20 protein-coding genes are annotated in these 19,857 nt (G+C 61.4%); 7 read left to right on the top strand and 13 right to left on the bottom strand.

Translation table 11 applies throughout. The features are described from left to right. Nucleotides 1–197 precede the first annotated feature (197 nt). Nucleotides 198–1,676 (bottom strand): sugar transferase, encoded by a 1,479-nt coding sequence (locus BACI9J_RS22150; protein WP_201296645.1) that lies wholly within the window; start codon nucleotides 1,674–1,676, stop codon nucleotides 198–200. Nucleotides 1,677–2,344: 668 nt separating this feature from the next. Here BACI9J_RS22150 and BACI9J_RS24520 point away from each other — a divergent pair. After that, nucleotides 2,345–2,740 (top strand): hypothetical protein, encoded by a 396-nt coding sequence (locus BACI9J_RS24520; RefSeq protein WP_236558817.1) that lies wholly within the window; start codon nucleotides 2,345–2,347, stop codon nucleotides 2,738–2,740. A gap of 379 nt (nucleotides 2,741–3,119) precedes the next feature. On the opposite strand, the gene BACI9J_RS22140 is transcribed toward BACI9J_RS24520, so the two are convergent. The 6 genes from BACI9J_RS22140 to BACI9J_RS22115 all read right to left on the bottom strand — a co-directional run bounded on the left by BACI9J_RS22140 (nucleotide 3,120) and on the right by BACI9J_RS22115 (nucleotide 9,479). Continuing rightward, the gene (locus BACI9J_RS22140; protein ID WP_159736257.1) at nucleotides 3,120–3,671 is read right to left on the bottom strand and encodes a transcriptional initiation protein Tat; all 552 of its coding nucleotides are present in this window, start codon (nucleotides 3,669–3,671) and stop codon (nucleotides 3,120–3,122) included. A 122-nt stretch (nucleotides 3,672–3,793) separates the two neighbouring features. Continuing rightward, nucleotides 3,794–5,092, bottom strand: coding sequence for a hypothetical protein (locus BACI9J_RS22135; RefSeq protein WP_159736256.1), 1,299 nt, complete (start codon nucleotides 5,090–5,092; stop codon nucleotides 3,794–3,796). Between the two features lie 296 nt (nucleotides 5,093–5,388). Then, nucleotides 5,389–6,045 (bottom strand): GntR family transcriptional regulator, encoded by a 657-nt coding sequence (locus BACI9J_RS22130; RefSeq protein ID WP_159736255.1) that lies wholly within the window; start codon nucleotides 6,043–6,045, stop codon nucleotides 5,389–5,391. A 114-nt stretch (nucleotides 6,046–6,159) separates the two neighbouring features. Next, nucleotides 6,160–7,179, bottom strand: a complete 1,020-nt coding sequence (locus BACI9J_RS22125; protein WP_159736254.1) for a transketolase family protein — start codon at nucleotides 7,177–7,179, stop codon at nucleotides 6,160–6,162. Next, nucleotides 7,179–8,078 carry a transketolase gene (locus BACI9J_RS22120; RefSeq protein WP_159736253.1) on the bottom strand — a complete coding sequence of 300 codons (900 nt, stop codon included), beginning with the start codon at nucleotides 8,076–8,078 and terminating at the stop codon, nucleotides 7,179–7,181. The genes BACI9J_RS22125 and BACI9J_RS22120 overlap by 1 nt, the downstream gene beginning before the upstream one ends. 63 nt (nucleotides 8,079–8,141) lie before the next feature. Continuing rightward, complete coding sequence (locus BACI9J_RS22115; protein WP_159736252.1) at nucleotides 8,142–9,479, bottom strand: MFS transporter; 1,338 nt, start codon at nucleotides 9,477–9,479, stop codon at nucleotides 8,142–8,144. A gap of 205 nt (nucleotides 9,480–9,684) precedes the next feature. Here BACI9J_RS22115 and BACI9J_RS22110 point away from each other — a divergent pair, with 205 nt between their 5' ends. The 4 genes from BACI9J_RS22110 to BACI9J_RS22095 are packed head-to-tail and all read left to right on the top strand — an operon-like array spanning nucleotide 9,685 to nucleotide 13,573. Continuing rightward, nucleotides 9,685–10,560: a sugar phosphate isomerase/epimerase family protein gene (locus BACI9J_RS22110; RefSeq protein WP_159736251.1), complete on the top strand. Its 876-nt coding sequence runs from the start codon at nucleotides 9,685–9,687 to the stop codon at nucleotides 10,558–10,560. Continuing rightward, nucleotides 10,557–11,330, top strand: a complete 774-nt coding sequence (locus tag BACI9J_RS22105; protein WP_159736250.1) for an SDR family NAD(P)-dependent oxidoreductase — start codon at nucleotides 10,557–10,559, stop codon at nucleotides 11,328–11,330. The genes BACI9J_RS22110 and BACI9J_RS22105 overlap by 4 nt, the downstream gene beginning before the upstream one ends. Before the next feature lie 32 nt (nucleotides 11,331–11,362). Next, on the top strand, nucleotides 11,363–13,105 hold the full coding sequence (locus BACI9J_RS22100; protein WP_159736249.1) for a dihydroxyacetone kinase family protein: 1,743 nt from the start codon (nucleotides 11,363–11,365) through the stop codon (nucleotides 13,103–13,105). Between the two features lie 9 nt (nucleotides 13,106–13,114). After that, a complete protein-coding gene (locus BACI9J_RS22095; protein ID WP_159736248.1) occupies nucleotides 13,115–13,573 on the top strand; it encodes a ribose-5-phosphate isomerase in 459 nt (152 codons plus the stop codon). A 162-nt stretch (nucleotides 13,574–13,735) separates the two neighbouring features. Here BACI9J_RS22095 and BACI9J_RS24515 read toward each other — a convergent pair whose 3' ends face one another. Both BACI9J_RS24515 and dnaB read right to left on the bottom strand, forming a co-directional pair. Continuing rightward, nucleotides 13,736–14,038, bottom strand: a complete 303-nt coding sequence (locus tag BACI9J_RS24515; protein WP_236558816.1) for a hypothetical protein — start codon at nucleotides 14,036–14,038, stop codon at nucleotides 13,736–13,738. A gap of 282 nt (nucleotides 14,039–14,320) precedes the next feature. Further along, a complete protein-coding gene (dnaB, locus tag BACI9J_RS22085) occupies nucleotides 14,321–15,709 on the bottom strand; it encodes a replicative DNA helicase (RefSeq protein ID WP_017197290.1) in 1,389 nt (462 codons plus the stop codon). A gap of 589 nt (nucleotides 15,710–16,298) precedes the next feature. Here dnaB and BACI9J_RS22080 point away from each other — a divergent pair. After that, nucleotides 16,299–16,772, top strand: coding sequence for a hypothetical protein (locus BACI9J_RS22080; protein ID WP_159736604.1), 474 nt, complete (start codon nucleotides 16,299–16,301; stop codon nucleotides 16,770–16,772). Nucleotides 16,773–16,779: 7 nt separating this feature from the next. After that, complete coding sequence (locus BACI9J_RS22075; protein WP_159736247.1) at nucleotides 16,780–17,355, top strand: hypothetical protein; 576 nt, start codon at nucleotides 16,780–16,782, stop codon at nucleotides 17,353–17,355. 3 nt (nucleotides 17,356–17,358) lie between these two features. Here the strand turns inward: BACI9J_RS22075 and BACI9J_RS22070 are convergent, their stop codons facing one another. The 4 genes from BACI9J_RS22070 to BACI9J_RS22055 all read right to left on the bottom strand — a co-directional run bounded on the left by BACI9J_RS22070 (nucleotide 17,359) and on the right by BACI9J_RS22055 (nucleotide 19,832). Then, nucleotides 17,359–17,715, bottom strand: coding sequence for a TFIIB-type zinc ribbon-containing protein (locus tag BACI9J_RS22070; protein ID WP_236558815.1), 357 nt, complete (start codon nucleotides 17,713–17,715; stop codon nucleotides 17,359–17,361). A 58-nt stretch (nucleotides 17,716–17,773) separates the two neighbouring features. Then, nucleotides 17,774–18,094 carry a hypothetical protein gene (locus tag BACI9J_RS22065; RefSeq protein WP_159736245.1) on the bottom strand — a complete coding sequence of 107 codons (321 nt, stop codon included), beginning with the start codon at nucleotides 18,092–18,094 and terminating at the stop codon, nucleotides 17,774–17,776. Between the two features lie 57 nt (nucleotides 18,095–18,151). Further along, nucleotides 18,152–18,778, bottom strand: coding sequence for an FMN reductase (locus BACI9J_RS22060; protein ID WP_159736603.1), 627 nt, complete (start codon nucleotides 18,776–18,778; stop codon nucleotides 18,152–18,154). Between the two features lie 94 nt (nucleotides 18,779–18,872). Further along, nucleotides 18,873–19,832 carry an alpha/beta hydrolase gene (locus tag BACI9J_RS22055; protein WP_159736244.1) on the bottom strand — a complete coding sequence of 320 codons (960 nt, stop codon included), beginning with the start codon at nucleotides 19,830–19,832 and terminating at the stop codon, nucleotides 18,873–18,875. Nucleotides 19,833–19,857: the final 25 nt, after the last annotated feature.

Genomic DNA, 19,857 nt, shown 5'->3' with positions numbered 1-19,857 from the left:
TGATCCGCTGGGCGGTACTGAGGGAGCTGGGGTTGCTGAGTCTGCTGCACCGGCCATGGCTAGCCACCCACGGCAATTTGCTGCTTGGAAGCGGTTGATCATGAGCGCAGGACGTGACTCGCGCTGGACTCCTGAGTCGTCCTGGCCGCGGCCTCCGCGTACTACCGCCCCTGTCGCGTGGCGGTGAGGCGACTTCTTTAGTAGGCCCCGTCTTTGGCAAAAACTGCTTTGACGGTTCGCAGGAGATAGATCATGTCCTGGAACATGGACCAGTTCTCCACGTAGTAGAGGTCCAAACGAATGGAATCGTCCCAGGAGAGATCGCTGCGCCCGCTTACCTGCCAAGGGCCCGTCAGGCCGGGCTTAACCAAGAGCCGGCGGTGGGCAAAGTCGTCATAGGTCTCCACTTCCACTGGAAGCGGAGGACGGGGACCCACCAAACTCATATCGCCCAGGAGGACGTTGAAGAGTTGGGGCAGCTCGTCAATGGAATACCGGCGGATGAACCGGCCCACCTTGGTGACGCGGGGATCTTCCTTCAACTTGAAGAGGACGCCATTGCCCTCGTTGAGTTCGGCGAGCCGGGACAGTTGCTGCTCGGCATCGACCACCATGGATCTGAACTTAAGCATGCTGAAGACCTCACCGGAGCGACCGATGCGCGTCTGGCGGAACATCGCGGGGCCAGAGCTGTCGAGCTTTACCAAAAGGGCAACGAAGCACATGGGGACGGCCAGAATCATGAGTAAGACCAGTGACGCACACATATCGAATCCACGCTTGGCTAAGGCCTTGAGGCCCTCAAGGTTGGGCGTAGTCACGTGGATCAGCGGCAAGCCTGACAAGGGCTGCATGTGAATACGTGGACCTGCAACGTCTGTTAAAGCCGGTGCCATGAACATGCCGATGTCGCGGGCAGTCAGAGTCCACCCCAGCTGACGCAATGTGGGAGGGTCAACATCCGCGCCGGATATAGCCACAGAGTCCGCCTCTGCGGCTTCCACCGCCGACAAAATCCCTTCCAGGTCCTTGCCCCTGCCGATGACCGGCAACTCCAGGCCCTCCGGCCAAGGTCCGCTGGCGCCGGCGGTAGTCAAGTACGCTGCCACAGGCTGGTAGCCCGCCTCTGGGTGAGCGCGAAGTTGCCGGGCCAGGTGGGCTGCACTCGGCGCCCCTCCGATGACAAGAACACGGCGCAGATGCTGCCCGGACTTCCGCCGGAGGATCAAGTCTCTCCGCAAGGCCCAACGGCCGATGAGCAGGCTGACGGTGCCCAATGGCAAAGCCACCGCTACGTAGCCTCGAGCGGTGTCGAGCTGGAACACGTAAGAGAAGATGGCTATTCCGCCGAATAGCCATAGCGAGGCAGTTGCGACCCGCCGGTACTCATCCGTGCCGAAGCCTTGGATTCGAGGCTCACGTGTTCCCAGGGCTCCCAAGGTGATCAACCACAGGACGTCGAGAACCAGGCTCACCAGAGGGTAGGGCGTCTGAACGGTCCCTATGCCCAAGGATGGTCGCTCCAGACCAAAACGAAGGAGCTCGGCGAACGCAACAGCCCACGTGATGCAGAGGAAATCAACCAGGAGGACCTTTATCCGGCCGTCGTGCTCGAGCATGTCCAGCTTGCCATTTGTCTGCCGTGAGTTGCTGGCACTTTGGGTGGGTTTATTCATCAATGTCAACACCAAAAAATCCCATGTGGCTAGCTGATGGTTCCGGAAGGAGTGGGGTCGGAGATCCCGTTTGAATGGCCGGAACAGGCAAGGAATGTTGGCATCGAGGCCTCTCGTGTTCGGTCATATCTTTGTCATTCCCGACAGAAAGCGGAGTTGCTCCGCCTGTCTGATTATGAAAGGGCCCGTGACACAGCCCCATCTGACTGCTCCCAAAGTACTAGGGCGGACCGGACCTCGCGGGTACACCCTGTTATCCGGCCGTGCTCTCCGGCACTGACTCCCTGCAGGAAAGGCCACTGATGGGGCACAGTCGTCGGGCTAATTTACTCATGTGTCAGATCGACATTTACTTATGGCTGACGCGGGACTGGCTTCGGCTTGTTCATCGATCGGAGGGCAAATTGGGAACTATTGCATACACCTTTGATGTCGATTTCATTCATAGGAATCCGGTGCTCAACAGCGCAGTAATGTCTGAATGGGCAGGCAGCGCTAAAGCAACAACACTAGGTAAGACCTACAATTCGTGGGCTTCCTTTTCGCAGGATCATCCAAGAGCTGCCCACTGGATAGCATTGGACGCCTTTTTTGATGATGAAATTCCTCTTCCGCTCAAGGTCCGCACTATTGCGGCAACCGGCCGACGCTGCATTGTGTTGGGAAGCGTGAGTCCAGCTCAGCGGTCTGCACTGGCCGCAGAGGGCGCTGTTGCAATTCTGGAGGCTGACTCCACAGCTGCGGAGCTTCCCCGCCTCATTGAAGCGGTGGTGATCGGCGCGGCCCCCACGCTTCCACCACAGCCAAGCGTGGGCACCAGGCTCACGGACCGTGAAATCCAGGTTCTGGAACTCTTCGCACAACGCCGCGCACTAACAGCGTCCTCCTTGGCTGCAGGGCTTGGACTGCGTACCACCACCGTGCGGGGCCACCTCTTCCGTGGCCGCCGGAAGCTCGCTGCCGCAGGATTCAAATGTGCTACACGCGGGGAGCTGGCCAATGCGCTTCAGGAGATCGGATACAGCCACACTGACGCTCAATGGCATGCCGCGGGGCGATGGTGAATTGTTCCAGGGGGGGCATCCGCCACGTACGGGTCCGGGATTCACCACTGAGATCAACGGACCAGGAATGAGCCACTCCGGGTGGCGGAGCAGCGGAGTAGAGCCGGCGGTATCACCGCCGGTGAGCACTGACATGCGTGGCGTAAAGGGCGCGGTGCGGAGGGTTTTACGGAGCGGTCCCCGAAACAGAGAAGAGCCCCAGGCGCTGACGCCGAGGCTCTATCCAAAAATTGTGGAACACGGCCTACGGGCTCGACGAACAGGGTCGAACCCGTAGGCTGCGCTCTTTTCGGGCTGGGCTCAAACACCCACCGCCCGGTAAGACCGGCACTGCAAACGCGGCCACCGTCCATAAGCGCGGCAGCCGACGTTTGGACTACTAGTCTGATTCGGTCAAAACAACCTGAATGACGGACACCGTAGAGACGCCGTTGTAGGTCACCGTCACAGTCATCGTGGCATAAGACGGCCGCTCGCTGGAACTCAGGTTCTGTGTATTGACGGCAAAGAAAGCAACGCCATCAGCACCTGTGACAAGGGTGGCGCTCGGCGAGGGATCCGACTCAGGGCCACCATTGTCCGGTGCCGGGTACGCGTAGACACCCAGGACGTCGCCGTCGTCGTTTTGTCCGGATACGGTGACGGTGACGGTAGCACCGACAACCGGGTTACCGTTCACATCCTTGACGGTGACGGGGAAGTCATAGGACCTTTGGTCCAAATCGTCTTCCAAGCTCCCGTAGTGGTGGTCGCCCTTCCAGTTGCTGATGACTGATCCGGTTCCCGGCGTCACAACGACGGGCGGGACTGAAGTTGCCAGCGCCGGAGTTGCGGCAGCTATGGCAATTGCGGGAATGCTCCATGCCGTACCAATAACCACCTTGCGCCGGTCAATGGTCGAACTTTTTGCTTTACCTTTATCCAAGGTCATGGTTTGCTCCTTCAAGCCAGTCAGCGCGCTAGCTGACTGAAGTAAATCTTTCGTGGAAATATCGATGCAATCGGAACTTATCATCGCGCTCATTTGCCACATTTTTTGCTGCATGGGATGTACTATGCAAGATTGACTGGTTCCAATGACGAGGAGTCCAGCAGAATTCCGTGCGACTTAAGATCGTCCACACTGCTCAGCAAAAGGGATTCGTAGCCAGCCGGAAGACCGATGTGAGGTGCGATCCGGTGGGCAATGGTGTTCAGGTCACCAGGAGTGTCCAGTGCGTGCCAGATCGCAGGCCCGATGCCGGTTAGCCGCACTACGCCCTGACCTGTCATGACGACGAGTTCGGTGCTTTGTCCGCTTGGCAGCGGAATCTCTACGGCGTCGAGGAGATCGGCTCTCCTGAGAACCGAGGATCGTGCGGCATCGGAACTTTGATGGGCTTCAGACGGCCACGTCCCCTCACCCAGGACTGACGTCCACGTCTTTGGGATGGCCGGTCTTCCAAGGAGGGCCGGAAGAACGTCGGCCAGGTCTCCTGCCTCGCGGTAGGTCACCCGGACGGCACCACCGGTGGCATCAAGAATCCCGCAAAGGCGGGTCAGTGGCAGGGGGAGCTCACCCAGCGAGGACGTATGAGGTGCCAGATCAATAATCGCCTCGGCATGGGGAAGCGGAGTGACTATGGGGCCGGCTGCGTCCGGTTTTCGGTCCAGCAGGACGATCAACGCCAGAGTAGTCGCAGGCGGCGCCACCATTAATCCGAGGTCATCCGGGCCGTTCTGGTGCTTGGGCATTTCAGGACCGTCAACTATCAGGGATAGTGGCTTTGCGTAGGGGACGATGCTGCCCGAACCGTCAACGGCAACAGTCTCATCAGTGACATAACCCAGACCAGTCCCGAGAAGTCTCGTTGCGGTGGTCTTACCCATACCCGAACGGCCTACAAGGGCCACTGCCCTGCCGGATTTTTCATCCGCCAGCGCGGCGGCGTGCAACATGACCAGGTTCCCGCGGCCGGCGGTGATGCCCGCCAGGGTGATGGCGCTTGTCAGGTCCGATGCGAATTCCCTGAAAGTGCGGCCGGTGACCAGGGCCGTGCCAACCACCGAGGAGACTGTGGCCTGAAAGGGCCGTTCTTCCAAAGGAACCGCTGGGGTTACGGGGGTAGTCCCCTCACGCGGCTCCAACTCTCCCGGCTGACCGGCCTCCCCGTGCCGGTCAAGGCAGCGTAACCATGCCCGCCGCAGCTCCGCGTGAAGGTCCGGAGTCACTCCCGCGTGCAGCACCACTGAGACAGCTGCACCCAGAACACGGAGTTTTAATTCGCGCGGTCCCTCAAATTTTACTGATTCTTCCGCAAACCCAAGCCCTTTGGTCCCTCCATGAACGCTCGCCGCCGACCCTGTGGTCATGGTTGTGCTCCTCTTCCTGAACGTGGTCCTTGCCGAAGTTCTCAGCCCAAGAGACCACTGATTGCGCCGGGGCCGGCGTGGCCAAATGGCACATCGACGTCCTTGTTTGTTTGCAATCAATATCACTAAATGCTGCCGGCCATGTGGAGCCACTGATCAATGGCAATATCTTTCACCACGTAGACGCGGAAGAAGATGACCACTGACATCGGGCCGGGAAAACATATAGTCAGGTTCTGGATTCACCGACGCAGAAAGGGAATTCAGTCTTTCTTTTCAGCTGAAAGGAAAAGTACTTAGCCCACCAGGTTTTCGGCGGCGACGTCCATGTGAGCAATTATTGTCTCCCGCGCTTTCGCGGCATTCCCGGTTTCGATGGCAGCCACAATGTCGTGGTGCCGCCCGACGCTCATGTTCCGGGTGGCGCGTTCCAGCCCGGCGAACATAATGGACATGCGAATGGAACCTTCCAGGGACTCCCAGGAATGGAGCAGCGTTTCGTTGCCGGACAGGCGGCAAAGGGTGCGGTGGAACTCGAGGTCGGATTCGATCCGCTCCTCCAGCGAAGACTTCGAGGCTTTGTCCATAGCGTCGACGGCGGCGCGCAGCTCTGCGAGCGCGGCCTCCTTGTCAGGCATGTCGCTCAGGGTTCGGGCCGCGAGGGACTCCAGGACTCCACGCACGGCAAAGATGTCCCGAATTTCCTTGACGTCCAGGTGCCGCACGGACATGCGGCCGCGTGCCCCGGCAGAGATCAGGCCTTCCTGCTCCAACTGCCTGAGGGCCTCGCGGAGGGTGCCCCGGCTGATCTGGAGCATCTCGGAAAGTTCGGTTTCAACGAGGTGCCTGCCTGGCTCGAGTTCGCCGCTGGTGATCGCACTGCGCAGGGCTGCCAGCGCTTGTTCACGCAGGCTTTTCTTCTCCAAGCCCAGCAGGGAGGCGGTGATAGCCATGGGTGTGTCCTCGGTTCTTAGGGCGACTGCTGACAGTCCGGTGTTAACTGTTGATACTACGGGCATGACTACGGGACCGGCAGCAAGTGCCGGCCCCGCACCCGAAACCATACGTCAGCTAAGTTCCGCCAACACCTTGGCCACAATCCGGTCCACGGACAGTCCGTACCGTTCGTGCAGAGTTGGCAGGGCACCGGCGTCGAGGAATTGGTCCGGCAGCGCAATGGGAACCACGCGCTTGCCCAGACCTGAGGTGACGACGGCGGAGGCAACAGTTTCGAACAGGCCGCCAACAACGGTGTGGTTTTCAAGCGTCACGGCGAGGCGGTCGGTATTCAGCTCTGCGAGCACGGTGGCGGCGTCGAACGGCTTGATGGTGGGAGTGTGCACTACGGCTACATCAACGTTGTGTTTCGCCAAGGCATCGGCAGCCTGCAGCGCACGCATGGTCATCAAACCTGAGGAAACGAACACCACATCGTTGCCGCCGCGCAGGACTTTCGCCTTACCGAGTTCGAACGTGTAGTCATACTCGTCCAGAACAGTAGGCACATTGCCGCGCAGCAGGCGCAGGTATGTGGGTCCCTCCGAGGCAGCAAGCTGCGGAACGGCTTGCTCGATGTCCACGGAGTCGCACGGGTCAACGATTGTCAGGTTTGGCATTCCGCGGAAGATCGCCATGTCCTCCGTTGCCTGGTGGCTGGGACCGTATCCGGTGGTCAAGCCCGGAAGGCCGCCAATGATGTTGACGTTCAAGTTCGGCTCGGCAATGTCCAGGCAGAGGAAGTCGTAGGCGCGGCGGGCGGCGAAAACCGAGTATGTGGAAGCGAAGGGAATCAAACCTGTTTCAGCCATGCCGGCGGCAGCGCCGAACAGAAGTTGCTCGGCCATGCCCATCTGGAAGAACCGTTCCGGGAAGGCCTTGGCGAAGATGTGCATGTCCGTGTACTTCCCAAGGTCGGCGGTCAAGCCAACAATGCGGGAATCAGCCTCGGCGGCTTTAACCAATGCGTGGCCAAACGGGGCCGACGCGGTCTTCTGCCCGGGATCCGCGAAGGACGCGATCATGGCCGAAGTCTTGAGTTTAGGCTTCACGGCGGTGGTGGTTTCGGGGGCCTCAGTGGTGGCGCTCATCAGGCAGCCCTCCCTTCGTATCCTGCGGTCAGCTGTTCGCGGCAGATCTGCCACTCGTGTTCTTCGATGCGCATGAAGTGCGCCTTTTCGCGGGTTTCCAGGAGCGGCACACCGCGCCCGACCTTGGTGTCGCAAAGGATCACCGAGGGCCGTCCGACTGGCGCCGCGACGGCGGCGATGTTGTCGAACGCTGCCAGCAGCGCACCGACGTCGTTCCCGTCTACGCGTTGGGTGTACCAGCCGAACGATTCCCACTTTTCCGTGACCGGTTCGGTGCGGAGCACGGTGTCCGTGGCGCCATCTGCTTGAAGGGCGTTGATGTCCACCAACGCCGTCAGCTTGCCCAGTTGATGGTGGTGCGCGCCCATGGCCGCCTCCCAGGTGGAGCCCTCGTCCAGCTCGCCATCCGAGAGGAAGTTGATCACACGGTTGGGCAAGCCCTGCGCCCGGAGTCCCAGCGCCATTCCGACGGCGATAGTGAGGCCATGGCCCAGCGAGCCACCGGAGATTTCCATGCCCGGGGTGTAGGTGGACATGCCTGACATGGGAAGCCGGGAATCGTCGGAACCGTAGGTCTCAAGTTCAGAGACGGGCACAATTCCCGCTTCGGCCAGGGCTGCGTAATGGCCGATTGCGTAGTGGCCGGTGGAGAGCAGGAAACGGTCGCGGCCTTCCCAGTGCGGGTCATCAGCGCGGTACGTCAACTGGTCGGCATAAACGGCGGCGAGCATGTCCGCTGCGCCGAGAGCCTGGCCGACGTAGCCTTGGCCCTGGACTTCGCCCATGTTCAGGGCGTGGTGGCGGATGCGGTACGCGGCAGCGCGGATGCTGTCCACGCGCTCGGGCTCCGGGTGAGAGGGAACAGAAGCGGGTTTGGCTTCGGTGGATGAGAGAGTCACAGCTTTCCTTCCGGTGCCGGGCGCGTACCGATGGGGAGAACGCGCCCGACGTCGATGGGTACTTTAGGCGTTTACCGACTGGGGTGTTTTGCTGGCGGCTTCTTCGGCGAAAGCACGCTCACGCTTGCCCCAGGTTTCCTTGGTGATCAGCGCGGCCCACAGGCCGATGGCTGCGTAGATGCTGAAGAGCAGTGCCGGCCCCATCCAGCCCATGCTGACGAACAGCAGCGTGGTGATGAAGGGCGTGAAGCCGGACACCATGGCGGAGATTTGGTAGGACAGCGAAGCGCCGGAGGAGCGGGTCTTGGCTTGGAACAGTTCCGGGAACCATGCGCCCTGGGCCCCGGCGAGGGAGTTCTGGCATACAGCGTAGGCGATCACGATCGTGGCGATGATCAGGAAGAACAGGCCGGTGTTGACCAGCATGAACATCGGAACTCCGAAGAGCACTGCGAACGCTGTGGACCAGATATAGACGGGCCGGCGGCCAACGCGGTCGGTCAGTTTGCCCCAGAAGTAGGTGGCAAAGATACCGATTCCTGCTGCGACACACAGAGCCACCAAAGTCTCGGTCTTGTCCGCGAGCTTGTTGGTATGCAGGTAGGAGATCATGTACGTCACGGAAACTGCGTAGCCGGCCGTTTCAGCGATGCGGAGGCCGATTCCCCGGACAATGTTGCGCCAGTCGGTCTTGATGACCTCCACGATGGGGGATTTGACGATGTCGCCCTTGGACTTGACGTCCTCAAACACCGGGGACTCAGGGACCTTTGAACGGATGATGAGGCCAACAGCCACCAGGATGATGCTGGCGAGGAACGGTACACGCCAGGCCCATTCGCTGCCGAGGCCAACGCTGCTGAGGAAGACAAGGTTTGCGAGCAGGAGGCCAACGGGGAAGCCGGCCTGCACGATTCCCGTGAACTGACCCTTCTTCCGCCATGGGGCGTGCTCATAGCTCATCAGAATGGCACCGCCCCATTCCGCGCCGAACGCAAGGCCCTGGATAACACGGACCAGCACAAGGAGCGCCGGGGCCAGGAGGCCCACTTGCTGGTAGGTGGGGAGCAGGCCGATTGCGAACGTGGCCAGGCCCATGAGGATCAGTGATGCCACCAGAACGGGTTTGCGTCCCAATTTGTCGCCGAGGTGCCCTCCGATGATGCCGCCCAGGGGACGGGCGGCGAAGCCGACGCCGAGGGTCGCGAAGGAGGCCAGAGTGCCTGTCACCGGGTCAGCGCCCGGGAAGAACGCGGTGCCGAAGTACAGTGCGGCCGCCGTGCCGAAACCGATGAAGTCATAGGTTTCGATGACTGCGCCAACGCCTGAGCCGACGGCGACGCGCTTTGCTTCCTTGGTTCCGTGAACCGGACCACGCATGGTCAGAGCTTCATTGCTCATCTGTCTTTTTCCCTTTCGAAGAGTGCGGCGCTTCTTCGGCGACCTCACTGTCGACAGTCAACATAATACGACAACTGTGACGCAGAGCACCAGCAATGTCAACAGTCGACTTAGAAGGTTGACTGTTGACAGTTAACGCATCTAAAGTGGCTTGCATCACTAGAAGTCCTCACCGATGAGGCTTCGATGTAGAGGATCAACGACCATGTTTCATCAACGACTGGGCTGTTCGTCCATCAGCTTCCGCCATCAGGAACTGGGCGCTGCACTCCACACCATGCAAGGGCTCGGCTTCGAGGAAATCGATCTCGGCGCGCTCCCGGGCGTCTGCGACCATGTTCCGTACGTACTGGACGCCGAGGCAGTGGAGGCGGTTGCCGCCGTCGTGCGTGAATCAGGCTTGCGGGTTCGCTCGGTCAATGGCGACGTCGGCGATCTGAACGCAACGCTCGACGCCGACGCTCAGGACCAGCGCGAAAGGCACCTTGAGATGCTGCTCGCCTTGGCGGCCAAAACCAGTGCGCAAGCCTTGGTTCTACCCTGCGGCGCCATCGATGACGATCCCGTCCGGAGCCTCGAAGAGGACGTGGACCTGGTTGCAGCCCAGCTGATCCACGCCGCCGGACGCGCGGCGGAGTTCGGCGTTGAGCTCTGGACCGAGTCCCTGCACTACTACCGGCTGTGCCGGGACACGGAACGCGCGCAGTTGCTCGCCGACCGCCTGGCCGGTTCCGACGTCGGAATCGTCATGGACTTCAGCCACATCATTGCCTCCGGCGGCGATCCGGTGGACTTCGTTAACCGCTTCGCATCACGGGTCAAGCACGTCCATCTGCGGGACGCCCTCCCAGCCACGGAAACCGAACCCGGAAACATCAACCTCAGCATCGGCAGCGGCAAGGCCGACTTCGCAGCCGGTTTAGCGGCACTGCGGGGCGCCGGTTACACCGGCCACTTTTCCCTCGAACTCGAAACCCGGGACGTCACGCATGACGAACGCCCCGCGGCTGCCGCCAAGGCGGCCAGCTTCATCACGGACCTCATCCAAACCGCATCACCTCATATTCAAGGAGCACCATGACCACCATCCAGCGCACCGCCGTCCTTACCGGAGCTACCTCCGATCGCGGCATCGGCCTCACCACCGCCCGCCGCTACGCCAACCAGGGCTGGGGCGTCGTTATCCTGGACCTCGACGGCGAGAAGTCCGCCAAAGTTGCTGCCGAAATCGCCAACGAATTCAACGTTCCGGCCTTTGGCTACGAAATCGACGTGGCCAACGAAGCTTCCGTCACTGCAGCCCAGGCCGCCGTCGCCGCTGAAGTTGCCGCCGGAAACCTTCCGCCCGTCGGCGCCCTGGCCAACATCGCGGGCATCACCTCCCCCGTTCCGTTCCTGGAAACCACTCTTGAGTTGTGGCACAAGGTCATGGACGTCAATGCCACGGGCACCTACCTGGTCACCAGAGCCTTCCTGCCGGACATGATTGCCAATGGCTGGGGCCGCATCGTGAACATGTCATCTGTCTCTGCCCAGCGCGGCGGCGGCGTGTTCGGTAAGGTCCCCTACTCGGCAGCCAAGGCAGCCATCCTCGGCTTCACCAAGGCACTCGCCCGCGAAATCGGGGATACGGGCGTGACGGTCAATGCCATCACCCCCGGCGCCGTGGACACCAACATCCGCGTAGGCAGCACCGAAGAGCAGGAAGCCGCCATCAACGCAGGCATCCCCCTGGGCCGTAACGCCACCACGGAGGAAGTGGCCGCTGTGATCACGTTCCTCTCCTCCGAGGACTCCGCTTACCTCACCGGCACCACCATCGACATCAACGGCGGCAGCCACATCCACTAATTCGAGCTGCTCGAAGGAAACCCGGGACCCTCATGACCAGAATCTTCAACGACCCCGCCGACTTCGCCGACGAAGCCCTTGCCGGTTTCTGCGACGCCCACTCCGGCCTTGTCCGCCGGGTGGAGGGTGGCGCTGTCCGCCGCAGCCGCCCGGCAATGCCGAAGGTGGCCGTCATTACGGGCGGCGGCTCCGGGCACTACCCGGCCTTCGCCGGCATCATCGGGCCGGGCTTCGCTGACGGTGCCGTGGTGGGCAATATCTTCACCTCCCCCTCGGCGCAGCAGGCGTACTCCGTGGCCAAAGCCGCCAACTCCGGAGCAGGAGTGGTGTTCACCTACGGCAACTACGCGGGCGATGTCATGAACTTCGGCATGGCCAGCGAACGGCTGACCGCCGAGGGCATCCCGACGGAGAACGTGCTGGTCACTGACGACATTGCCAGCGCATCCCCGTCCCAGGCTGAGAAGCGCCGGGGCATTGCAGGGGACTTCGTGGTGTTCAAAGTCATGGGAGCCGCTGCCGAGGCCGGCCTGGACCTCGACTCCGTGGTTCGCCTGGGACGCAAGGCCAACAGCCTCACGAAAACAATCGGGACGGCCTTCAGCGGTTGCACGTTCCCCGGCGCCGACCAGCCCTTGTTCCGTCTTCCCGAGGGACAGATGGGCCTGGGCCTGGGTATCCACGGCGAGCCTGGATTGTTCGATACTGAGCTGCCCTCCGCCGTCGAACTTGGCAAAGAGCTGGTCCGACGCGTGCTGGCTGAGACGCCTTCTTCCACGTCGAAGCGGCTGGCCGTTATCCTCAACGGCCTGGGCTCCACCAAGCACGAGGAACTGTTCGTCCTCTGGCGCACCATCGCTCCACTGCTCCGCGAGGCCGGATACACCCTGGTGATGCCCGAGGTGGGCGAGCTGGTCACCAGCCTGGACATGGCCGGGGCATCGTTGACACTGACCTGGCTGGACGAGGAGCTGGAGCAGTACTGGACAGCACCCGCCCTGACACCGGCGTACCGTCGGGGTGCCGGTGGGTTCGACGTTCCTACTTCAACCGCAACGGAGGCGGAGTTGGAGGCCGTCACTGCGGCCGAGTACTCCTCCACGGAAAACTCCCGGTCCTACGCCGCACAGTGCCTCAAAGCTTTGGACACCACCGCGGCCTTGCTGCGGACCTCCGAGGCGATGCTGGGCGACATGGATGCAATCGCAGGCGACGGCGATCACGGCCGCGGCATGGTTCGCGGATCCGCTGCGGCCCAGCACGCCGCATCCCTTGCTTTTGAACGTGGCGCGGGTGCCGGGTCACTGCTCGCCGCCGCCGGGGACGCGTGGGCAGACAAAGCCGGCGGCACCTCAGGTGTCCTTTGGGGTGCCGGACTTCGCGCCTTTGGTGAGCGGTTGGGTGACGCGGAAACCCCGACGCCGGATGTCCTCGCCGAGTCTGTTCGCGCCTTCGCGGACCGAATCGCAAGCCTGGGAAAGGCCGAGATCGGCGACAAAACAATGATGGACGCGCTGTTGCCGTTCGCCTCCTCGCTTGAGGAACACGTCGCTTCCGGTACTCACCTGGAACAGGCCTGGCTTGCCGCGGCTGCCGACGCTACCTCAGCCGCTGCTTCCACCGCAGGTCTTCGCCCCCTCAAGGGACGCGCCAGGCCGTTGGCCGAGAAGAGCCTTGGCACGCCGGATCCCGGGGCGACGTCGCTCGCGATGGTGTTCGCCGCCGTCGGGCCTCATTTCACCGCTGTTCCCGTTCCCGCCGCAGCAAGTAACTAGGAGAATTTCATGCGCATCATTGTGGGCGCCGACGAAGCCGGTGTTGATTACAAAGACCGGATCCTGGCCGACCTCAAGGTTGACTCCCGCATCACGGAGGTCATAGATATAGGCGTGAACCGGGCGGACGAGGACTTCACCCGGCCGTACCCCTACGTAGGGATTGCGGCCGGTGAGATGATCCGCGACGGCAAAGCCGACCGTGCCATCCTGTTCTGCGGCACAGGAATCGGGGTGGCCATTGCTGCCAACAAGGTACCGGGGATCAGGGCCACAGCTGCGCACGACTCGTTCTCCGTAGAGCGGTCAATCCTGTCCAACGACTGCCAGGTTTTGACCATGGGTCAGCGAGTAGTGGGCGTGGAGTTGGCCCGCCGGCTGGCCAAGGAGTGGATCGGCTACGCGTTCGATCCCTCGTCCGGATCAGCAGCGAAAGTGAAGGTGCTCAGCGACTTCGAGGGCTGCTGAACCCATCAGCACAAACACGGATTCGCAGGAGTACGTTACGTCCCTCACAGGCAGTATTCCGAATCTTCTCTTTGCGGTAGGCTCAGTGATGCAAAGGGCAATAGTCCTGAGAAGTGGGCCTGGCAGTCTTCCGGATGGTATGACGAGCCGGGTCTGCGCTGTTTAACGCTCGCAGAAAACGATCTTCTGAACCAGCGGAGACGCTTTCCGTATCCAGTCGCCACCTTTTTGGTGACACCAGGCCACGGCATCGCTGACCCAGAGCAGGGGCTCCTCGTGGGCTTTGCAATGCATGTATTGAAAGCCGTCCGCGCCGCCGAGCGCCTTTAGGTGCTGAGCGATGAGTCGGCGGTCTGACTGTTGTAGTGATTCGTCGCTTTCGAGCACAAGTTTGCTCGCTCCTCCGGCCACCAAATCCTCCAACAAGCGCTCCAGACACAAAGGGCGGGCCTTCTTGTCCGGCATGTTTCGAGCAACGTACAGCGTTGTGGAGAGTCCGAGCCGCGCAGCGCCATTGAGAAATGCGTTCCTGGAGCTATCGCTTTCGCTTTTGAAATGGACTCTCCGTTGTCCTGGTCGGCGAAGGGCCAAGATCGACCGCCGAGCGCCTGCAAGGTCCGCCGGCGCTATCACCGATGCGGCAACGTAATAGGCCTTGGACTTGGACTCGTCGACGAAAACGTGTGCGCCGGGCGGAATCAAGGTATTCAGGTGCTGAGCTCCTCTGGAGTTGCTGGCCCTCCGCGGCTAGAAGCCGCCGCCACCGGCACCCGTTTCACCGGCCATGTTGGCAAAGCGTGAGTAGTGGCCCTGGAAGGCAACCACAATGTCCTTGGTGGGACCGTTACGGTGCTTGGCAATGAGGATGTCGGCCTCGCCGGCGCGCGGCGATTCCTTGTCATACACGTCTTCACGGTGGAGCAGGATGACCATGTCCGCGTCCTGCTCGATGGAGCCGGATTCACGGAGGTCTGAGACCATGGGGCGCTTGTCCTGGCGCTGTTCGGAACCACGGTTCAGCTGCGACAGTGCGATGACGGGAACCTGCAGTTCCTTGGCAAGCAGCTTGAGGGCACGGGAAAACTCGGAAACTTCCTGCTGGCGGGACTCAACTTTTTTACCGGAGCTCATGAGCTGGAGGTAGTCGAGGATCACCAGCTTGAGGTCGTGCTGCTGCTTCAGGCGGCGGCACTTGGCACGGATTTCCATGAGGGACATATTGGGGCTGTCGTCAATGAACAGCGGAGCATCGTTCATGCGGCCCATGGTGGTGGCGATCTTGGACCACTGCTCGTCCTTGATGGTTCCCTTGCGGAGATCCTGCAGGCCAATGGTCGCTTCTGCGGAGAGAAGACGCATGGCGATCTCGTTCCGGCCCATTTCCAAGGAGAACATGACTGTAGCCAGGTTGTTCTTGATGGCCGCGGAACGGGCAAAGTCCAGTGCGAACGTGGACTTACCCACGGCAGGACGGGCGGCGATAACGATCATCTGGCCCGGGTGGAGTCCGTGCGTCAGTTCGTCCAGTTCATAGAAGCCCGTGGGGACGCCGGTCATGCCTTCACCGCGGTGACCGGAAGCTTCGATCTCATCCACGGTGGATTCCATGACGTCCTTCAACGCCACGTAGTCCTCGGCAGTACGCTTTTCAGCCACTGCGTACACCTCGGCTTGGGCCTGGTTGACGAGGTCTTCCACTTCGCCGTCCTGGCCGTAGCCCATCTGGACAATTTTGGTACCGGCATTCACAAGGCGGCGCAGCACCGCACGCTCCGCAACGATCTCAGCGTAATAGCCGGCGTTGGCCGCGGTGGGCACCGTCTGAATGAGCTCGTGGAGATAGGCGGGGCCACCGATCCGGTTGATCTCACCGCGCTTTGTCAGCTCATCCGAGACAGTGACGGCGTCCGCGGGTTCGCCCCGGCCGTAGAGGTCAATGATGGACTCGTAGATGGTCTCGTGCGCGGGACGGTAGAAGTCGTGTCCACGAACGATCTCCACGACGTCGGCAATGGCGTCCTTGGACAGCATCATGCCGCCGAGCACGGACTGCTCAGCGGGGATGTCCTGGGGAGGTTTGCGGCTCGAGTCCGAAGCGCGTGAGCCCTCGATTGAGTCCAAGTGCGTAACTGACAAAGCCGTCCTCCATTTGTGTGCCGCTGCAGGGATGTATTCCCTGGCGGCCCGTAAAGCGCGGTGCGTGGCTACGGGTCCGCCTGATGCATCCCACGATGTCAGGCGGGTCCGACAGAATAGCCGTATCCACAAGTTATCCACAGACGATTCCGTGAACCCGTCACAAGCGGTGACTTTTTGGGAGCCAAGAAACACGTCGCGGGATATTCGTGTCCAAAATGGACACTTCAGACACGTTACAGCAGGTGCCAAATAGCCCCTGTGGATAACCTGTGGAATACCAGCCGTACGTTGTGCACAGACTGTGCGTTACCCTGTGGATAGAGAAATTCTTTTATCGGAAATCATGCTCTGACGTGGGAAAACGCTCTTCACATCCTGTGGAGGGAAGAAAGTTTTGGAAGCGATTAATCCACAGACAACGCCGCCTCCAAGGTCTCTGACCACACGAAAACTTCGCTGTACATGCCCAAAATGTGATGCATCTTACAAAAGCTGGCTTAATTTGACAGAGGTCTCTCAGAAGCCTATGCCGGAAGTGGAATGTGCTGTGGATAACCAAGTTCTGGCATAAGCTCTAAGCATGGGGATGAACTTTGGTGACGTACTGACGATTGTCCTTCCGCTTCTTGTCCTCGTAGGCCTTCTATGGGCGCTCACAGCGGCCTTCAAGCCGCGCGATACCGGCATGTCTGATGCTGAGAGGTATCAGCGCGAACTGGCGGCACGTTCCGCGGCCCATCAAGCGTCCCAAGTCCGGGAAGCACTGGCCCTTCGCGCCCGGATCGACGCCACCACCAAGCCGAGCCAAAACGAGGCCAGCCACAGGGAACAGGCGGAGAACAGCAGGACGGCCATTCAGGCACAAGTTGCCCGGTCTCAGGCTGCCGGCCAGACGGGACACCAGCCCGCCGTGCTGCCCAATGGTCAGCTGAACCCGCAACTGGCCTTCGAGTTACAGAACCTGGTCCGTAGCGGGAAAAAGATCGAAGCGATCAAGGTCCTTCGCCAAGCCACCCACTCAGATTTGCTTACTGCCAAGAACTACGTAGATCGGCTCTGACGACGCCATGGATTCCATCCTCATCCCGCTCCTGATCCTCGTTGCGGTCATCGCGGGCGTGCTCCTGCTTATTCGTTCCTTCACCAAACGCTCGGCCGAGAGCAAAGCCGATTTCGCGGCGGCGAATGCACCCAAGGACCCGGTGGAGTTGGCGAAAGAATCGGCAGCCAAGCTCAACCAAGAGCAGCACAGGCAGCTCTACTCCCTCATTGCCCAAGGACAGGGCATGGCGGCCATCAAACTTTACCTGCAGGCGACGGGAGAGGGCCTGCGGGCATCGCGTAACGCCGTCGGTGCACTGGCTGCGCATCCCCAGCCGTTCACGCCGGAAGCACCTCCCAGGGACTTGCTGGCTGACGATGATGACGAGCCCGAACGTTTCCCCTACAGGTACAGGGCAATCGTGAGCAAGGGTGACGTCACCAGGGAAGTGAGCAGCAATATGCTCAACGACGAGATTTACGGACGGATCCGCACCCTAGCCAAAAGCGGCGACGTTGAAGGCGCGGCACTTGCTTTGACGCGCCACTCAGACATCAACATCAAGCAGGCCCGGGAGTTCATCGAACTCCTGGACGACTAAAGACTAGAAGTCGAACAAGTCGCCCAGAAAGCCTTCCTTCTTCTTGCGCTTACGTCCGTACTGCTCGCGATCGTAACCGTCGCGGCGATCATTGTCCCTGCGGTCGTAGTCGCGCCTGTCCCTGTCGTCATAGCGCGGCTGCTGGGGCCGTGACTCGAAGGGGTTGTAGATGGGTGGCGGCGCGATGGGCGGCTGGGGCGGTGCGGCGGCAGGCCTGGCAGGGGCGGGAACAGTTTCGACCGCGACGCGGTCAATGATCTTGTCCAGCTCCCCACGGTCCAGCCACACACCTCTGCACTGCGGGCAGTAGTCGATCTCCACACCGCTTCGTTCGCTCATCACCAGGTCAATGGAATCCACAGGACATTTCATGCTTGGCCCAACGATCAGCCCCGCCAATTAGTTCGTTAAGCCCGCATCAAGAAATGCGCCGGACCGCCGTACCGTCTGCCTTGAGATGCCTCCGCGCCCGGCGAAGAAAGCTGTCCAGCGCCTCTGTCTCCGACTCCGTGCGGAGGATGCAGTGATCCATGATCCCGGCGCGCTCATCGGTCTCCCACACCCGCCAGCCCGTGCCCTCGCGTTCGATCCATGCCGACCTTTCTGCGCGGCCGGTCCGACCAAACCAATTGGCGGTGGCCAAGCGATGCGTGGCGAGATATACCGAAATCCTCGCCACAGTCAGGGACTCGCCATCCTCCAGCAACTCGTCCAGGTGGTGCAGCGTTGCAATGTCCATGCCCCCATTGTCCATGGCCGATTGGCGAGGATCCCGCAGGCAAGGGAGGCGGGAGGGCTACCTGCCCGCTGAAATGCCAGCCAGGAGCTGTTCAAAAGGCAGCGACTCCAGAACCGGAGCCTTACGCCCGGGCTGGGATCCGCTCAAAAGCTGCACGAGTTCACCTGCGGCCCGGTCAACGCGCACCGAGAGGGGTGATCCGCCGTCGTCAGTGTTTCCCCAGTCCTGAGGCCCCGCGAAGACTCCGGTGGCAGCAATCCTGGTGCGCAAGTAGCTGAACAGGGGACGCATGGCGTAGTCGAGGACCATCTGGTGGCGGTCGGTGCCGCCTGTGGCGCCCAGCAGTACCGCCTTTCCGTCCAGCGATTTGGGGTCCAGGACGTCAATGAACGATTTGAACAAGCCGCTGTAAGAGGCGCTGAAGACGGGGCTGACCGCGATGATGGCGTCAGAATCCTCGACGCCGGCAATCACGTCCGCGAGGCGCGGCGCCGCATAGCCGGTGACGAAGTTGTTGGCGATATCCACCGCGAGGTCGCGCAGTTCGACGACGTCGATCTTCGCTTCGTAGCCTGCCGCGCGTAGTTGTCGTTCGGCGGAGGCGGCCAGCTGGTCGGCCAGCAAGCGGCTCGACGACGGGACACCGAGTCCGGCGGAAAGTACGGTGATGCGGCGGGTTTCCATGGCATTCTCCTGTTGCTCGTTCATCCAGCTTACATGCATTTGCATCTATTTCAATGAACAGGGAGCCGTGCGGAAGTATTCCCGGGAGTCCCGACTACCCCTTGAGTTGCGTCAGAAACGCCACAGTTGCCTCAGAGATCTGCTCCTGGGCAACGCCGCGATCCACGGAGGGTTCGCCGTCGCCGGGCTGCACACCATAGTTTCCGAAGAAGGCATGGTTCCCGCCCTGGATCTCGACGAAGGCGGCATCAGCGGGCAGGAGCTCGCGGGAGGCGTCAATCTTGGCAGGCGTGCTGAGTCCGTCTTCCGAGCCCGAGACGGACAGGACCTGAAGCCCTGACCGGTCGCGCAGGGAGTCCAAAGGGTAGGAGGCGTAAAGCAACAGTCCGTCGACGTCCCGGTTTCCTAGGGCAAAAGAGCTCGCACTGACTCCGCCCAGAGAGTGGCCGCCAACGGTCCACGTGGAGATCCCGGGATGCTCAGCCATGGCGCCGCGGGCCTGGTTTCCGTCCAGGAGGCTGATATTCAAGGGTGTCTTGAGGATCACCACCAGGACCCCGGCATCCGCTGCCGGGCTAAGGATGTCCGCATACGCCCGCGCTTCCACGCGAGCGCCCGGGTAGAAAATCAGCCCTCTGGTGGGAGTTGCCCCCGCCGGCTTCATAGTGATGGACGTCGGCGAATCTGCCAAGGTAAACCCCGCGCCCGATCCCGCCTCAGCCGTGCCGGACGCCTGGTAGGCGAAGGGATTCAGCCACACCAGCATGGCAACCAGCGCCAATACGGCCACCCTCGCCGTCCATGCGCCAACAGCCCTGGCTACGGCCCGCTTCACGGACCTATCGCGTCGACGCCACAGCAGGACGCCCCAAAGAAGTCCGACGACGGCGGCTGTCACCAGCAGGACCGGCAAAAGCGGGTGCCCGCGGAGGACTGCCGGGTTCCCCAGCAACATCCACAGGGGAACAAGGACCAATGCGACTGCACATACTCCCGAAACCCAGAAGAGAACGGGACGGCGCTTATGCGCGCTTACCGGCGCAGAGGAAGTCATACCCCAATAATAGTTCCATCATGGA

Source organism: Arthrobacter sp. 9V (genome assembly GCF_902506065.1).
GTDB lineage: Bacteria > Actinomycetota > Actinomycetes > Actinomycetales > Micrococcaceae > Arthrobacter.
Note: the sequence above shows the minus strand (reverse complement) of the source record. Positions and strands in the feature narration are given on the sequence as shown.

Bases quoted from the DNA above. Each gene is read 5' to 3' on its own strand.
- BACI9J_RS22150 (WP_201296645.1), bottom strand. From the start codon at position 1,676: ATGAATAAACCCACCCAAAGTGCCAGCAACTCACGGCAGACAAATGGC.
- BACI9J_RS22140 (WP_159736257.1), bottom strand. From the start codon at position 3,671: ATGACCTTGGATAAAGGTAAAGCAAAAAGTTCGACCATTGACCGGCGC.
- BACI9J_RS22135 (WP_159736256.1), bottom strand. From the start codon at position 5,092: ATGACCACAGGGTCGGCGGCGAGCGTTCATGGAGGGACCAAAGGGCTT.
- BACI9J_RS22130 (WP_159736255.1), bottom strand. From the start codon at position 6,045: ATGGCTATCACCGCCTCCCTGCTGGGCTTGGAGAAGAAAAGCCTGCGT.
- BACI9J_RS22125 (WP_159736254.1), bottom strand. From the start codon at position 7,179: ATGAGCGCCACCACTGAGGCCCCCGAAACCACCACCGCCGTGAAGCCT.
- BACI9J_RS22115 (WP_159736252.1), bottom strand. From the start codon at position 9,479: ATGAGCAATGAAGCTCTGACCATGCGTGGTCCGGTTCACGGAACCAAG.
- BACI9J_RS22110 (WP_159736251.1), top strand. From the start codon at position 9,685: ATGTTTCATCAACGACTGGGCTGTTCGTCCATCAGCTTCCGCCATCAG.
- BACI9J_RS22105 (WP_159736250.1), top strand. From the start codon at position 10,557: ATGACCACCATCCAGCGCACCGCCGTCCTTACCGGAGCTACCTCCGAT.
- BACI9J_RS22100 (WP_159736249.1), top strand. From the start codon at position 11,363: ATGACCAGAATCTTCAACGACCCCGCCGACTTCGCCGACGAAGCCCTT.
- BACI9J_RS22095 (WP_159736248.1), top strand. From the start codon at position 13,115: ATGCGCATCATTGTGGGCGCCGACGAAGCCGGTGTTGATTACAAAGAC.
- BACI9J_RS24515 (WP_236558816.1), bottom strand. From the start codon at position 14,038: ATGCCGGACAAGAAGGCCCGCCCTTTGTGTCTGGAGCGCTTGTTGGAG.
- BACI9J_RS22080 (WP_159736604.1), top strand. From the start codon at position 16,299: ATGAACTTTGGTGACGTACTGACGATTGTCCTTCCGCTTCTTGTCCTC.
- BACI9J_RS22075 (WP_159736247.1), top strand. From the start codon at position 16,780: ATGGATTCCATCCTCATCCCGCTCCTGATCCTCGTTGCGGTCATCGCG.
- BACI9J_RS22065 (WP_159736245.1), bottom strand. From the start codon at position 18,094: ATGGACATTGCAACGCTGCACCACCTGGACGAGTTGCTGGAGGATGGC.
- BACI9J_RS22060 (WP_159736603.1), bottom strand. From the start codon at position 18,778: ATGGAAACCCGCCGCATCACCGTACTTTCCGCCGGACTCGGTGTCCCG.
- BACI9J_RS22055 (WP_159736244.1), bottom strand. From the start codon at position 19,832: ATGACTTCCTCTGCGCCGGTAAGCGCGCATAAGCGCCGTCCCGTTCTC.